Source organism: Actinomadura sp. B10D3 (assembly GCF_039871695.1).
Classification (GTDB): Bacteria; Actinomycetota; Actinomycetes; order Streptosporangiales; family Streptosporangiaceae; genus Spirillospora; species Spirillospora madurae.
On the sequence record NZ_JBDPLY010000007.1, the window covers coordinates 135,058 to 148,976 of the forward strand.

A 13,919-nucleotide genomic window follows, 5' to 3' on the forward strand; every position below is an offset into this window, starting at 1 on the left:
AACTAAGCGTGGTCACCGGCGCTCCCGGTGCTCAGTGTGTGTGCGGGGCGACCGTGGGGCCCTCGCTGGCCTGGATGAGGACGAAGCCCTGGCCCTGGTAGGCGAGCTGCATCGCCTCGCCGCTGCCGCGGCCGATCAGGGCCCCGGCCTTGAAGGTGCGGTTGACGCCGACCTGGAGGCTGGTGCTCCACGCGACGGCGGACTGGCCGTCGGCGAACGTGGGAGCGCGGCCGCAGTCGAGCATGACGGGGGTGCCGTGTGTGGTGAGCGCCACCCACCCGGTGCCGGTGAGGGTGGTGTTGAACAGGCCGCCCGCGGCGATCCCGGCGCCCTGGACCCGCTGGATGTCGGACTGCAGGTGCGGGTCGTAGGCGAGGATGTTCTTGCCGTTGACGGTGATGCCCTCGTTCTCCAGGTAGAACAGGTGGATGTCGTCGGCGTCGTTGGCGACGAACAGCAGGCCCTGTCCCTTGACGCGCATGGTGGGGACGCCCTCGCCGGTCAGGGCCTTCTTCATGAACTTGCCGATGCCGCCGGCGCCCTCGTAGTCGAACTCCATCTGGCCCTGGAAGGCGACCATGGAGCCTTGCCGGGCGAGGACGTCCCCGTTCAGGTGGATCCGGAGCATCTTGGAGTTCTGGAGGGCGAAGTGGCCGGGGAGCTGCTGCCCCTGTTCGAGGTTGCCGAAGAACTGGCTGCGCATGGTCGGGTCGTGCCTCTCGTGGGATTTACTGGAGGTTCGTCAGCATAACGAGGTGGACGCCGTCAACGTCCCCGGTCGTTCGGGCTGGTCCAGTCCACGAGAGGCCCCTTCGGGACGACGCCCGACGGGTTGATGTTGCGCTGCGTCACGTAGTAGTGCCGCTTGATGTGATCGAAGTTCGTCGTCTCGCCGAACGCGGGGATCGAATACAGGTCGCGGGCGTAGCCCCACAGGTTCGGGTAGTCGACCAGCCGCCGCAGGTTGCACTTGAAATGGCCGTGGTAGACGGCGTCGAAGCGCGCGAGCGTCGGGTAGAGGCGGACGTCGGCCTCGGTGACGGCGTCGCCGAACAGGTACCGGCTGGACGCGAGGCGCTCCTCCAGCCGGCCGAGAGTGTCGAAGAGCGCGTCGAACGCCTCCTCGTAGGCCGCCTGCGAGGTGGCGAACCCGGCCTTGTAGACGCCGTTGTTGACCGTCGTGTACACCAGCTCGTTCAGCTCGTCGATCTCCGGGCGCAGCGCCTCGGGGTACAGGTCGGGGGCCCCGGGGCGGTGGAACGCGGTGAACTCGGTCTCGAACATCGTGGTGATGTTCGGGAAGTCGTTGGTGACCAGGCGCTCCGTCCGGGTGTCCCAGACGCACGGGACGGTGTAGCGGCCCTCGAAGGACGGGTCGGTGCCGAGGTACAGCTCCGACAGGAAGACGGCGCCGGTGACGGGGTCGCGGTCGGGGAACCGCCAGCCGCGCTCGTCCCGGATCGGGTCGACCACCGCGACGCCGATCGCGTCCTCCAGGCCGAGCAGGCGGCGGACGATCAGCGTCCGGTGCGCCCACGGGCAGGCGTAGGAGACGAACAGCCGGTACCGGCCCGCCTCGGCGGGCAGGCCGCTCGACCCGTCGGCGGTGATCCGCTCGGTGAACCGGTTGGGCTGCCGCACGAACCGGCCGCCCTCGACCTCCTGCACGCTCATGCCGTCTCCTCCAGAAGTCGGTGGGACCGGCCCGGCGATGGTCTCGGGGAACGACGCGGGCGCGGTGACCCCGCGGCTACCATAACCGTCGGCGATCGATGTCAAACGGGATGCGGGGATCCATGCTGGAGCAGTTCAACGCCCTGGTGGACGGGCTCCCACCCGCGATGATCTATCTGATCGTCGCCGCGCTGGTGTTCGCCGAGGCGGCGCTGTTCGTCGGGTTCGTGTTCCCCGGCGAGACCGCGATCGTGGTCGGCGGCGTCCTCGCCAGCCAGCACGTGCTGTCCCTCTGGGTGCTGCTCGCCATCGCGGTGGGCGCGGCGGTCGCGGGCGACTCGGTCGGCTACGAGGTCGGCCGCCGGTACGGGCCGCGGCTGCTGGACGTCAAGATCATGCGAAAACACCGCGCCAAGGTCGCGGGCGCGCAGGACCTCATCCGCCGGCGCGGCGCGTTCGCGGTGTTCATCGGGCGTTTCACCGCGCTGCTGCGGGCGCTCATGCCGGCGCTCGCGGGCAGCTCGCGGCTCCCGTATCCGACGTTCCTGCTGTTCAACGTCATCGGCGGCGTGACGTGGGTGGTGACGTTCACGCTCGGCGGCTTCTTCGCCGGCGCCGCGTTCGAGCACGCGGCCAAGCTCGCGGGCCGCGGCCTCGCGATCGGGCTGGCGGTGGCGGCGGTGGTCGCGTTCGCGGTGTGGAGCGTCCGCAAGCGCCGTCAGGAGGCCCGCGAGGAGGCGGCCGCGGAGGCGGCGGAGGAAGGGGCGGGCACGCTCGACGGCGAGCCGGCGCGCACCCTTCCGTGACCCCGGCCGCGGCCTACAGGTGCATCTTGCCGCTGATCATGGGCAGGTCCAGGTAGGTCCGGATGCCGGGCTCGGCGGCGCACACCGCGGGGACGGAGTTCAGCGCGTGCGCCGTCGCCGCGGAGATCTCGTCGGAGACCCAGTCCTGGTCGGCCGTCAGCGTGAGCGACGGGCGGCCGTCCACGCGGAGCGAGTACCCGGGCCGCCCCCACTCCCCGCACATCCGCGCGGCGTTCGCCTTGTGCACGATCTCCAGGGTGATGACGGGCCGGCCGGCGGCGAGGCCGCTGAACGTCCAGCGGGACGCGGCGACCGTGCCGCGGGGGACCGGCCCGGCGGCGGTGGCGAGGTCGGTGCGGGCGAGCCGGTGGTCGGCGTCCACGTCGATCTCGTCGAGGTCGGCGCCGAGGCCCGCGGCGATCAGGTGCAGGCTCTCGGAGTACAGCGTCCGCATCGCGGCGCGGCGGGGCCGCAGGGCGCCCAGGTACGCCTCCTCGTTCTTGCCGAACCCGAGCATGTGGTGGACCATCCCCCAGGACGGGTGCCGGGCGAAGTCGGTGCACTCGCGGGCGTAGACGTGCGTGATCCTCCGGGACAGCCGCGCCAGCATCAGCGGCATCACGTCCGCCATGAAGCCGTGGCTGACGCCGCTGCCGTGCACGGACACGCCGCCCCGCTTGCAGGCCTGCTCCAGCTCGTTCACGAAGTGCGGTCCGTGCGCCTGCGGGTAGACCAGGCCGCTCAGCGAGATCAGGTTCTTGCCGGACGACAGCAGCGCGCAGAGCGTGTCCAGCTCGGCGAACCGGTCGCGCACGGGGCCCGGGGCGAAGATGACGCAGTCGGCGTCGAGGTCGAGGATGTCGTCGAGGTCGCCGGTCGCGGTGACGCCGACCGGGGCGCGCCCCGCGAGGACCCCGGCGTCGGTGCCCACCTTGGCCGGGGTGTGCACCCACGCGCCGGCGAGCTCCATGTCGTCGCGGTCCATCACGCCGCGGATCACGCTGCGGCCGATCGCGCCCGTCGCCCACTGCACGACGCGGTAGCGGCGCGGGGACGGCGTGAACGCCTCGGCGGAACCCATCGAAAGAGGACCTCCGTTGCTCCTGCGGCTCCGATGAGTGAGGAGACTGCGCCGCCGCCCCGCCCGAATACGGCATACGGCGCAACTTCCCCCCTCGCCCCATCGTACGCAGGACCGCCCGGACGTCCAGCCTTCCCGCGGGCCCCCCGGGGGGTCGCGGCCGAGCGTGATTCGGTTTACTGGTACGACTGGGTAACCCCTTGATGATTACCTGGGGGCGTAGTCGGTGCGATGTGAGGAGACACGAGATGTCGGAACTGCGCTACGACGGCCGCGTGGCGGTCGTGACCGGGGCGGGCCACGGCCTCGGCCGGCAGCACGCGCTTGAGCTCGCCGCGCGCGGAGCCAAGGTCGTCGTCAACGACCTCGGCGGCGACCGGTCCGGTGTCGGCGCCTCCGCCGGCCCCGCGCAGGAGGTCGTCGACGAGATCACCAAGAACGGCGGGGAGGCCGTCGCGAACCCCGGCAACGTCGCGACCCCCGAGGGCGCGCAGTCGATCGTGCAGACGGCCCTGGACACGTTCGGCAAGGTCGACATCGTCGTCAACAACGCGGGCATCCTGCGCGACAGGTCGTTCAAGAACATGACCCCGGAGGAGTTCGACTCGGTCATCGCCGTGCACCTGCGCGGCTCGTTCCTGGTGTCCAGCGCCGCGTGGGCGCACCTGCGCGAGCAGGGCTACGGCCGCATCGTGAACACCTCGTCGCCGGCGGGCCTGTTCGGCAACTTCGGCCAGGCCAACTACTCCACGGCGAAGATGGGCCTGGTCGGGTTCACCAAGACCCTCGCGCACGAGGGCGCCAAGTACAACATCAAGGCCAACGCCATCGCGCCGGTCGCCTGGACCCGGATGACCGAGGACCTCCTGCCCGCCGACTTCGCCGGCAAGCTCGGCGTCGAGCAGGTCACCCCGCTCGTCGCCTACCTCGTCCACGAGTCCAACGAGGACTCCGGTGAGGTCTACACCGTCGGCGGGGGCCGGATCGCGAAGATCTTCGTGGCGGAGGGCCCCGGCTACGGCCAGAAGGAGACGTTCTCGGTCGAGGACGTCCGGGACAACTGGACCGCGATCAACGCGGGCGAGCCGCTCACCGTGTACCGCAACGTGGGCGAGCAGATGGGCCCGCTGATCCAGCAGCTCGGCTCCTGAGCCATTGGGCGGGATCAAGCTCGACCGGCGGGACGGGGTGCTCACCATCGCCCTGTCCCGCCCGGAGCGTCTGAACGCCGTCGACGGCGCCCTGACCGAGGAGATGCTCGACGTCCTCAACGAGCTGATGCGCGACCCCGGCACCCAGGTGGTCGTGCTCACCGGCGAGGGGCGGGGCTTCTGCTCGGGGATGGACATCCAGGGCGGCGACGCGGGCGCCGAGAGCACCGAGGGCCGCGCGCAGCGGCTCTACCGGGGCATCGCGCGCGGCGGCGAGGTCACCGCCCGGCTGCGGGAGATCCCGCAGCCGGTGGTCGTCGCCCTGCACGGCCCGGTCGCGGGCATGGGCGTCTCCTGGGCGCTGGCCGGCGACCTGCGCGTCGCCGACCCGACCACCCGGTTCGTCGTCCCGTTCACGAACCTCGGCCTGTCGGCCGGCGACTGCGGCCTGTCGTGGCTCCTGCCCCGGCTGGTCGGCCCGGCGAAGGCCGCGGAGATCGCCTACCGGGCCCAGCGCCTGGACGTGGACCGCGCGGACGCGCTCGGCCTCATCACCGAGATCGCCCCCGAGGGCGGGGACCTGTCCGCCGCCCAGGCCCTCGCCGGCGAACTGCTCACCAAATCCCCCTACGGCCTGCGGCGCACCAAGGAACTGCTCAACGCGTCCCTGGACGTCCCGGGCCTGCGGCGGCAGCTCCAGGCCGAAACCGCCGTCCAGACCCTGGCCTTCTTCACCGAAGACCTCGCAGAGGGCATGACCGCCACCCTCCAGAAACGCACGCCCCGATTCGAGAACCGCTGACGCCGCCGCGAGCCCAGGGCCGGCCCCTGGGCTCGCGCCGGCGGCCCTCCGGCCGGGCCGGCTAGTCGGCCAGCGCCGTGGAGAGGGCCTCGACGTAGCGGAGAGCGGTGAGGCGGGCGAGGGCGGGGTGCGCGCCCAGCGGGGCGGAGTGGGCGGATCCCACCAGCCCGGCCGCGGCCGGGACGAGGGCCGCCTCCTGCTCGGTGCCGATGAGGTGCGGCGCGACGGCGATGGACGTGGCGCCGGCCATGCGCAGCTGCTCGGCGGCGCCCTTGACCGACGACTCGTCGTTCAGCGAGGCGGTGAAGACGGGGGCCGCGAGGCGCGAGGCGAGCAGGACGCCGGTGACCTCGGCCTGCCGGACGGCGGTCGCGTCGCCGGGCGTGGCGATGATGACGCCGGACGCGGCGGTCACCATCGTCATCAGCCTGATCCGGTCGGCGCGGGCGAGGCCGGCGTCGGCGAGGCGGTCGTGCAGGGCCTCGGCGATCAGCGGGTGCGGGCCGAGCGGCTCGGCGGCGACGGCGCGCACGGGGGAGTTCGCCACGGTGGCGTGGAGGGCGGCGTCCAGGGCCCGGTCGGGGCCGGTGGACAGCGGTACCACCACGGCCGCGAGCTCGTCGTCCTGCCGGCCGAGGCCGGCGAGGACGCCGTGCAGGCCGGCCTCGTCGCCCTCCAGGTACGCGACGCGCGCGGGCTGGCCGGTGTGCTCGATCTCGACCAGCCGGGCGAGCTCGGCGGCGACCTCGGTGCCGGCGCGCCGGGCGGGACCTGGGACGGCCAGGACGAGCGTGGGGGATCCGGGGGGCAGTAGGAAGGATTCATCGCCGCGGTGCCGGCCGCCGCGGGGTGTGCGGCGCCGTCGCGACGGCAGTGCCTCGGGTGCCTGGCTTTCGGGACTCACGGCGGGCATCGTAACGCCCTCCGGCCCGGGAACCGTCCTCCCGGTCCGGCCGTCGTCGTTGCCTGTATGAATCGCCGCTCTCCTTCCCGTGCCGGCCGCGACGCGAGCGGTGGGTGAAGAAGCAGAGTATGGCGCAATGTCCCCGAGGGACAGGGGGAAATGAAGTAAGTTGTCCGGATTTGCCGCTATCTTCCTCGCTCAGTTCCTCAAGATCGCGGGGTGCGCGGGCATTGCCGCAGGTGGCGCGGAATGGCGGCAATGCGTCCGAAAGCCGCCAAAGGGGTTGCGGGTTCGTTACGGACGGCCTTTATGATCCAGGGACCCTCCGTGCCGGAACGTTCGAGGTCACATGAAATCCCCCCGTACGCGGTCGATCCGCTCGAAGGTCGCCGCCTTGCTGCTGGTGCCGCTGCTGTCGCTCGTGGCGCTGTGGGGATACGCCGCCAACGTCACCGGGCGCGACGCGCTCGCCCAGCGCAAGTACCACACGCTCGACCGGAAGTTCGCGCCGAGCGGACAGGGCGTCCTCGTCGAGCTGGGCCGGGAGCGCCAGGCGTCGGCCGTGTTCCTCAGCACCCCGCGCTCCACCGAGGGCGGCACGCCCGCGGCCCTGCTGACCCAGCGCCACCGCCTGGACGAGGCCGTCGAGCGCTTCCGCCGCGAGGCCACCTCGGCCGCCGCCCGCGAGGCCACCGACGCCGAGATGGAGAGCCGCGTCACCGACGTCCTGCGGGCGCTCGGCGGCCTCGGCGGGATCCGGGCCGCGGTGGACGCCCGCTCCATCGACCGGCTGACCGCGGTCAACGGCTACAGCACGATGGTCGACGACATGCACCGGCTCTACGACGCGCTCGTCGTCATCGACGACTCCGAGCTCTACAACTGGACCCTGTCGACCCGGGCCGCCGGCCGCGCGATGGAACTGCTGCAGCGGGAGAACGCGCTGGTCGCGGCGGCGTTCATCACCAAGGGCCGGATGAGCCGCGCCGAGCACCGGATGTTCACCGAGATGGTCGGCGAGCAGCGCTGGCAGTGGATCAAGCAGCGCTCCCTGCTCGACCCCGCCGTCTACCGGACCGGCACCGCGCAGGTCTTCGCCGCCCCGGCGTACCAGAACTTCAGGGCCATGGAGGACCGGATCGCCGACGCCGACCCGCGCCGGCCGATCCCCGTCAAGCCCGCCGAGTGGCAGCGGACGGCCGAGCCGCTCGTCCTGTCGGTCAACAGGATGGTGCTCGGCAACTCCCAGCGCGCCGGCGAGCACGCCGACGACCTCGGCCGGCAGGCCTACATCCGGCTCGGCGTCGTCGGCGGCCTCGGGCTGCTGGCGATCCTCGCCTCGGTGCTGCTGTCGCTGCGCTTCGCCCGCGGGTTCGTCCGGGAGCTGGTCGGGCTGCGCGGGTCCGCCGAGGAGGTCGCCGAGAAGCGGCTCCCGGACGTCGTGCGGCGGCTGAGCCGCAACGAGACCGTCGACGTCGCCGCGGAGGCGCCGCCCCTGGAGTCCGGCCGCACCACCGAGGTCGCCCGGCTCGCCGACGCGTTCGCCAGGGTGCAGCGGACCGCGGTCGACGCGGCCGTCGGGCAGGCCGAGCTGCGCGCCGGCGTCAGCCGCATCTTCCTCAACATCGCCCGCCGCAACCAGTCGCTCCTGCACCGCCAGCTGACGATGCTGGACGGCCTGGAGAGCCGCGCCGAGGCCGACGACCTGGAGGACCTCTTCCGGATCGACCACCTCACCACCCGCATGCGGCGGCACGCGGAGAGCCTGATCATCCTGTCCGGGGCCACGCCGGGCCGCGGCTGGCGGGAGCCCGTGCGGATCGCCGACGTCCTGCGCGCCGCCGTCTCGGAGATCGAGGACTACACCCGCGCCACGGTGCTGACCGACACCGAGGACGGCCTGGTCGGCGCCGCCGTCACCGACCTCATCCACCTGCTGGCCGAGCTGATCGAGAACGCCGCGGTGTTCTCCCCGCCCAACACCGAGGTGCGGGTCATGGCCGACCGGGTCGGCACCGGGTTCGCCATCGAGATCGAGGACCGCGGCCTCGGCGTCAAGCCCGAGCAGCTCGCCGAGGCCAACCGCAGGCTCGCCGAGCCGCCGGAGTACGACCTGGTCGACACCGACCAGCTCGGCCTGTTCGTCGTCGCGCGGCTCGCCGCCCGGCACGAGATCTCGGTGACGCTGCAGCGGTCCCCGTACGGGGGCGTGACGGCGGTCGTCCTGCTGCCGCACGAGCTGGTGGTGCCCGCCGAGCAGATGGTCGCCGGGACGCTGCCGCCCGCCTCCGGCCCCGGCGAGGACGTCGCCGCCCCCGGCGACGGGCGGTCTCCGCTCGACACCGTCACCGACGGCCTGGACGAGGAGGACGTGGAGGAGGCGGTGCTGGTGCCCGCGCCGCGCGCGGACGCGGTCGTCCCGCTGCGCGACGCCGCTCCGGGCCGTCCGGAGGGCGCCGGCGGCCACCTGGAGGCGCCGCCCGCGCTGCCCGAGCTCACCGGGCCCGCGACGCCGTGGGGCGCGCCGGACCGGCCGGCGCCCGCCGCCCCGCCGCGTCCCGCCCCGAACCCCTGGTCGGACGACGCCGTCCCGCCGCCGCCGGACGACGAGCCGGCGGACGCGGGCGGGCCCGGCGAGGAGGACGAAGACTGGCAGCCCGCGGGAACCCACGCGGGGCTGCCGCGCCGGGTCAGGCAGGAGAACCTGGCCCCGCAACTGCGCAAGAGCCCCCCGGCACCGCCCAGGATCGGCGGAGTCATGGCCGGGGGTGTCGCACGCTCGCCCGAGGAGGCACGCTCGCTGATGGCATCGATACAGCAGGGATGGCGGCGCGGACGCGCGTCCGATGTGGGGGATGAGGGAACCCGATGATGCACAACACCGTGACCGGTGAGCTGAACTGGCTGCTCAACGACTTCGCAGAGCGGGTCACGACGGTGCGGCAGGCGGTGATCCTGTCACGTGACGGGCTGGCCGTGGCCGCGTCCAACGAGCTGGCGCGCGAGGACGCCGAGCACCTGTCCGCGCTGGCGTCCGGCGTGCAGAGCCTCGCCCGCGGCGCCGGCCGGCACTTCGCGGGCGGCAACGTCCGGCAGACCATCATCGAGATGGACGCGCTGCTGCTGTTCGTGACCGCCGCGGGTGACGGCACCTGTCTCGCCGTGCTGGCGGAGGCGGAGGCCGACGCCGGTCTCGTCGCCTACGAGATGGCGGTCCTCGTCAAGCGGGTCGGCCAGCATCTGCAGGCGAGCCCGCGGTTCGCCGGCGAGCCGGGCGGTCAAGGGTTCGGAGGGCCCGGGTCGCGGGGCTTCTGACCGATGACCCCGCCGGCAGAACGGTGGCTGGACCGGGAGGCCGGTCCGGTCGTGCGACCGTACGCGATGACCCGGGGCCGGACCCGTCCCGAGGGCGCCGGCTTCGAGCTCATCGCGGTCGTGGCGGCCACCGGCGTCCCCGCCGGTGACCGGCTGCGCTACAGCCCCGACCACGCGCGGGTGCTGCGCGGGTGCGCGCGGCCCGTGCCGGTCGTCGACCTGGCCGCCGACCTCGGGCTGCCGATCGGCGTCGTCCGGGTGCTGCTCGGCGACCTGCGGGACGAGGGACTCGTCGCGGTGGTCGCCGAGGCGCAGCCGGCCACCGCGGGCCGCCGGCCGCCGAAGGGCGTGCTGAGGGAGGTGCTCAATGGCCTCCGTGCCCTCTGAGGGCCCCGCGGACGCCGGCCGGGGGCCCCTCGGCGCCGCGGGCCGCCCGCTCGTCACGACGAAGATCCTCATCGCCGGCGGGTTCGGCGTCGGCAAGACCACCATGGTCGGCTCGATCAGCGAGATCCGGCCGCTGCACACCGAGGAGCCGCTGACCGACCGCGGCGTCGGGGTGGACGACGTGTCCGGGGTCGGCGCGAAGGGCACCACGACGGTCGCGATGGACTTCGGCCGCATCACCCTGTCGGACGAGCTGCTGCTCTACCTGTTCGGCACCCCGGGCCAGGAGCGGTTCTGGTTCATGTGGGACGAGCTGGCGTCCGGCGCGATCGGCGCCGTCGTGCTGGCCGACACCCGCCGGCTGAAGGACTCCTTCCCGGCGATCGACTACTTCGAGCGCCGGGGCCTGCCGTTCGTGGTGGCGGTGAACTGCTTCGGCGGGCGGCGCACGCACCGGGCCGACGACGTCGCCATCGCGCTCGACCTCGATCCGGGCGTTCCGGTCGTGCTCTGCGACGTCCGCCGGCGCGAATCGTCGAAGGAAGTCCTCGTGGCATTGATGGAGCACGTGCTGACCTGGCCGGACGAGAATTCCGATCCGGGGGAGGTGGCGGACGGTGATCGGATCATCGATCATCGTGAACCCGCGACGTAGTAGGCTCCCGCACACCCCCGTACTCCACGCATCGGGAGGTTTCCCCCGCATGTTCCGCCCCCCAATGCCGAAGGCGACGACGGCGCGCGCGCCGGTGAGCAGGGTCCGCCGGCCGTGATGAGACCCCGTTTCTCCTCCATCCGGGCGAGGATCAGCCTGCTGGTCGTCGTGCCGATGCTGGCGCTCGCGTCGCTGTGGGCGTTCATCACCGGCATCACCTACGGGGACGCGCACGTGCTCCTGCAGAGCCGCAGCTTCCAGGAGAAGACGGTGCTGCCGGCGCAGCGGCTCATCGACGCCGTGCAGAAGGAGCGGCGGCTGTCGACGGCGGAGCTCGGCGGCGCCCCGGCGGTCGACCTCGGGATCATGCGGACGCAGCGGCAGGCCACCGACAAGGCGGCCGAGGAGGTGCGCGCGGGGAGCCGGGACGAGGGGCTGCGCGACTCGATCCTGCCCGAGACCGTCCGGCGGATCGACGCGCTGGTGCAGCAGATCGGCGCCCTGGAGGGGATCCGCCAGAGCGTGGACGAGCGCGTCGCCGACCGCGCCCATGTGCTGCGGCGCTACAACGCCATCGTCGACGCGGCCTTCGCCGTCTACCTGTCGGCCACGCCCGGCGACGGGCGGATCGTCGCCGACACCCGCACGCTCATCGCGCTCGGCCGCGCCCGCGAGTTCATGAACCGCGAGGACGCGCTGCTGACCGGCGCGCTCGCGTCCGGCCGCATCACCGCCGCCGAGCGCGCCGAGTTCGCGCAGCTCGTCGGAGCGCAGCGGATGCTGTACGCCGACAACGCGCTGAACCTGCCGGAGGAGGCCCGCGCCGACTACCAGAAGCTCGTCGCCTCGCCCCAGTTCATCCAGCTCCGCCGGCTGGAGGACGAGGTGCTCGGCGGCGCCGAGGCGCCGGCCAAGGCCGCCGCGCGCCGCACCCGCCCGCCCGGCGGGCAGGCCGGCGCCGCCGGAGCGGGGCGCGGCGCGCGCGGCTCCGGTCCCCACACCCTGGAGCCGGCCGTGTGGCGGACCGTCGCCGACACCGCCAACGGCCGCCTGTACAAGTTCGAGAACCGGACCCTGGACGAGGTCGTCGGCCGCGCCCAGGGCGTCGCGCTCGGCACGTTCGGGCGGCTCGCCATCGCGGGCGGGCTGGGGCTGCTCGCCATCCTGCTGTCCACCCTGATCGCGGCGCGGGTGTCGCGGCGGCTGCTGCGCGAGTGCCGCACGCTCGCGGGCGGCGTCGTGGACTTCACCAGGAAGCGGCTGCCCATGCTCGCCGAGCAGATCCGCGCCGGCGCTCCGCCCGAACCCGAGCCCGATCCCGAGGTCGAGTACCACATCACCGAGATCCGGCAGATCGCCGAGTCGTTCGACCGCGCCCGCGAGGCCGTGCTGGTCGCCGCCGAGGGCGAGGTCGCGGCGCGGCGCGGGATCAGCGAGGTGTTCGTCAACCTCGCGCGCCGCAACCAGGCGCTGCTGCACCGGCAGCTCAGCCTGCTCGACAGCATGGAGCGCCGCACCGAGGACCCCTCGGAGCTGTCGGACCTGTTCCGCCTCGACCACCTCGCGACCCGCATGCGGCGGCACGCCGAGGGCCTGGTCATCCTCGCCGGCAAGAGCGCCGGGCGCGGCTGGCGCCGTCCCGTCCCGCTGGTCGACGTGGTCCGCGGCGCGGTGGCCGAGGTCGAGGACTACCCGCGCGTCCGCGTGCAGCCGCTGCCGCGCATCGCGCTGCTCGGCTCCGCCGTCGCCGACGTCATCCACCTGCTCGCCGAGGTGGTGGAGAACGCCACCACGTTCTCGCCGCCGCAGTCGCCGGTTCGGGTCAGCGGCCACCCGGTGGCCAGCGGGTTCGCGATCGAGGTGGAGGACCGCGGCCTCGGGATGACGGAGGAGGCGCTGCGCGCGGCCAACGAGCGGCTCGCCAACCCGCCCGAGTTCGACCCGTCCGACAGCGCCCAGCTCGGGCTGTTCGTCGTCGCGCGGCTCGCGCAGCGGCACGACATCACCGTCACGCTCCGCCCGTCCCCGTACGGGGGGACGACGGCGATCGCGCTGATCCCCGGGACGCTCATCGTGGACAGCGCCGAGGCGGAACCCGCCGTGCGGCGCTCCACCGGGCCGATGGAGGTGCTGTCCGAGCAGGGCGCGGCGCTGTCCGCGTCCGGCCGGGCGGCCGTCGAGGCGGGCCCGGCCGAGTCCGGCGGCGTGGTCCGGCTCGTCGCCGAGGCCGAGCCCCTGCCGCCGGAGGCGGCACCGCCCCCCGCGGAGCCGCCCCCACCCCCGCCGCCGGAACCGGCGCCGTTCCCGGCGCCGCCGGAGCCCGCGCCGCCGCCGAAGGACGGAGAGCTGCCCAAGCGCAGGCGGCAGCAACACCTGGCACCCCAGCTCAAGCAGCGGGTCGACGCCCATCTCGCCGAGCAGGGCCACGCCCCGCCGGAGGAACCGGCCGCCCCGCCGCCCGCTCCCGAGCCGGCGATGCCGCTCTCCGCGCCCGTCCCGACGGACGCGCCGCCCCCGGAGGGCGGCGCCCCGGAAGGGACCGTTCCCACGGGCGACGCACCGGAGGACGTTGCGGGCCCCTCGCCCGAGACGATGCGTTCGAAATTGTCCGCCATGCAGCGCGGCTGGCAGCGCGGCAGGCAGGACGCGTCCGGCACCGACCCCGCCGGCACCCCACCTCACCAGGAGGACGACACCCCATGACACAGCCCCAGCACTCCGGCGCCGAACTCCCAGGCGCGGCCGGAGGTGAGCTGAACTGGCTGCTCGACAGCCTCGTGCAGCGCGTCGCCCCGGTCCAGAACGCGGTGGTGCTGTCGAGCGACGGGCTCCGGATGGCCGCCTCGAGCGGGCTCTCCCCCGAGGAGTCCGATCACCTGTCCGCCGTGGCCGCCAGCTTCCAGAGCCTCGCACGGGGGGCGGGGGAGTCGTTCGGCGGCGGCCCCGTCCGGCAGACGATCGTGGAGATGGAGTCCTCGTTCCTCTTCGTCACCGCCGCCGGACGGGGCGCCTGCCTCGCCGTCCTCGCCTCCGCCGACGCCGACCTCGGCATCATCGCCTACGAGATGGCCATGCTGGTCTCCCGCGTCGGCCAGCACCTGTCGGCGAACCCGCGCGTCGGCTCCGAGACCGGTGGCAGGTGAG

At 73.5% G+C, this 13,919-nt stretch carries 13 protein-coding genes; 9 read left to right on the forward strand and 4 right to left on the reverse strand.

The genetic code is table 11. The annotated features are described in order from the left end of the window. Positions 1-31 precede the first annotated feature (31 nt). Both ABGB11_RS14185 and ABGB11_RS14190 read right to left on the reverse strand, forming a co-directional pair. Entirely contained in the window at positions 32-703 is a 672-nt protein-coding gene (locus ABGB11_RS14185; RefSeq protein ID WP_347632679.1) for an AIM24 family protein, read from the reverse strand. Between the two features lie 62 nt (positions 704-765). After that, positions 766-1,674: a glutathione S-transferase family protein gene (locus ABGB11_RS14190; protein WP_347632681.1), complete on the reverse strand. Its 909-nt coding sequence runs from the start codon at positions 1,672-1,674 to the stop codon at positions 766-768. Between the two features lie 122 nt (positions 1,675-1,796). Between ABGB11_RS14190 and ABGB11_RS14195 the strand changes: the two genes are divergently transcribed. Then, positions 1,797-2,480, forward strand: coding sequence for a DedA family protein (locus tag ABGB11_RS14195; protein ID WP_347632683.1), 684 nt, complete (start codon positions 1,797-1,799; stop codon positions 2,478-2,480). A 13-nt stretch (positions 2,481-2,493) separates the two neighbouring features. Here the strand turns inward: ABGB11_RS14195 and ABGB11_RS14200 are convergent, their stop codons facing one another. Next, entirely contained in the window at positions 2,494-3,561 is a 1,068-nt protein-coding gene (locus tag ABGB11_RS14200; RefSeq protein ID WP_347632685.1) for a dihydrodipicolinate reductase, read from the reverse strand. Between the two features lie 248 nt (positions 3,562-3,809). Between ABGB11_RS14200 and ABGB11_RS14205 the strand changes: the two genes are divergently transcribed. Both ABGB11_RS14205 and ABGB11_RS14210 read left to right on the forward strand, forming a co-directional pair. Continuing rightward, entirely contained in the window at positions 3,810-4,712 is a 903-nt protein-coding gene (locus tag ABGB11_RS14205; protein ID WP_347632687.1) for an SDR family oxidoreductase, read from the forward strand. A 4-nt stretch (positions 4,713-4,716) separates the two neighbouring features. Then, on the forward strand, positions 4,717-5,514 hold the full coding sequence (locus ABGB11_RS14210; RefSeq protein ID WP_347632689.1) for an enoyl-CoA hydratase-related protein: 798 nt from the start codon (positions 4,717-4,719) through the stop codon (positions 5,512-5,514). 61 nt (positions 5,515-5,575) lie between these two features. Here the strand turns inward: ABGB11_RS14210 and ABGB11_RS14215 are convergent, their stop codons facing one another. Next, positions 5,576-6,418, reverse strand: coding sequence for a hypothetical protein (locus ABGB11_RS14215; protein WP_347632691.1), 843 nt, complete (start codon positions 6,416-6,418; stop codon positions 5,576-5,578). Between the two features lie 349 nt (positions 6,419-6,767). Between ABGB11_RS14215 and ABGB11_RS14220 the strand changes: the two genes are divergently transcribed. The 6 genes from ABGB11_RS14220 (at position 6,768) to ABGB11_RS14245 (ending at position 13,918) form a co-directional block, all read left to right on the forward strand. Beyond that, the gene (locus tag ABGB11_RS14220) at positions 6,768-9,290 is read left to right on the forward strand and encodes a sensor histidine kinase (protein WP_347632693.1); all 2,523 of its coding nucleotides are present in this window, start codon (positions 6,768-6,770) and stop codon (positions 9,288-9,290) included. Then, entirely contained in the window at positions 9,290-9,733 is a 444-nt protein-coding gene (locus ABGB11_RS14225) for a roadblock/LC7 domain-containing protein (protein WP_081842652.1), read from the forward strand. Before ABGB11_RS14220 ends, ABGB11_RS14225 begins: the two co-directional genes overlap by 1 nt. Positions 9,734-9,736: 3 nt before the next feature. Next, on the forward strand, positions 9,737-10,120 hold the full coding sequence (locus ABGB11_RS14230; RefSeq protein ID WP_347632695.1) for a DUF742 domain-containing protein: 384 nt from the start codon (positions 9,737-9,739) through the stop codon (positions 10,118-10,120). Continuing rightward, entirely contained in the window at positions 10,101-10,775 is a 675-nt protein-coding gene (locus ABGB11_RS14235; RefSeq protein WP_347632697.1) for an ATP/GTP-binding protein, read from the forward strand. Before ABGB11_RS14230 ends, ABGB11_RS14235 begins: the two co-directional genes overlap by 20 nt. Before the next feature lie 117 nt (positions 10,776-10,892). After that, on the forward strand, positions 10,893-13,478 hold the full coding sequence (locus ABGB11_RS14240; RefSeq protein WP_347632900.1) for a nitrate- and nitrite sensing domain-containing protein: 2,586 nt from the start codon (positions 10,893-10,895) through the stop codon (positions 13,476-13,478). Then, the gene (locus ABGB11_RS14245; protein ID WP_347632699.1) at positions 13,475-13,918 is read left to right on the forward strand and encodes a roadblock/LC7 domain-containing protein; all 444 of its coding nucleotides are present in this window, start codon (positions 13,475-13,477) and stop codon (positions 13,916-13,918) included. The genes ABGB11_RS14240 and ABGB11_RS14245 overlap by 4 nt, the downstream gene beginning before the upstream one ends. Position 13,919: the final 1 nt, after the last annotated feature.

Coding starts and splice junctions, on each gene's coding strand:
- ABGB11_RS14185 (WP_347632679.1), bottom strand. CDS start 703: ATGCGCAGCCAGTTCTTCGGCAACCTCGAACAGGGGCAGCAGCTCCCC.
- ABGB11_RS14190 (WP_347632681.1), bottom strand. CDS start 1,674: ATGAGCGTGCAGGAGGTCGAGGGCGGCCGGTTCGTGCGGCAGCCCAAC.
- ABGB11_RS14195 (WP_347632683.1), top strand. CDS start 1,797: ATGCTGGAGCAGTTCAACGCCCTGGTGGACGGGCTCCCACCCGCGATG.
- ABGB11_RS14200 (WP_347632685.1), bottom strand. CDS start 3,561: ATGGGTTCCGCCGAGGCGTTCACGCCGTCCCCGCGCCGCTACCGCGTC.
- ABGB11_RS14205 (WP_347632687.1), top strand. CDS start 3,810: ATGTCGGAACTGCGCTACGACGGCCGCGTGGCGGTCGTGACCGGGGCG.
- ABGB11_RS14220 (WP_347632693.1), top strand. CDS start 6,768: ATGAAATCCCCCCGTACGCGGTCGATCCGCTCGAAGGTCGCCGCCTTG.
- ABGB11_RS14225 (WP_081842652.1), top strand. CDS start 9,290: ATGCACAACACCGTGACCGGTGAGCTGAACTGGCTGCTCAACGACTTC.
- ABGB11_RS14230 (WP_347632695.1), top strand. CDS start 9,737: ATGACCCCGCCGGCAGAACGGTGGCTGGACCGGGAGGCCGGTCCGGTC.
- ABGB11_RS14235 (WP_347632697.1), top strand. CDS start 10,101: ATGGCCTCCGTGCCCTCTGAGGGCCCCGCGGACGCCGGCCGGGGGCCC.
- ABGB11_RS14240 (WP_347632900.1), top strand. CDS start 10,893: ATGAGACCCCGTTTCTCCTCCATCCGGGCGAGGATCAGCCTGCTGGTC.
- ABGB11_RS14245 (WP_347632699.1), top strand. CDS start 13,475: ATGACACAGCCCCAGCACTCCGGCGCCGAACTCCCAGGCGCGGCCGGA.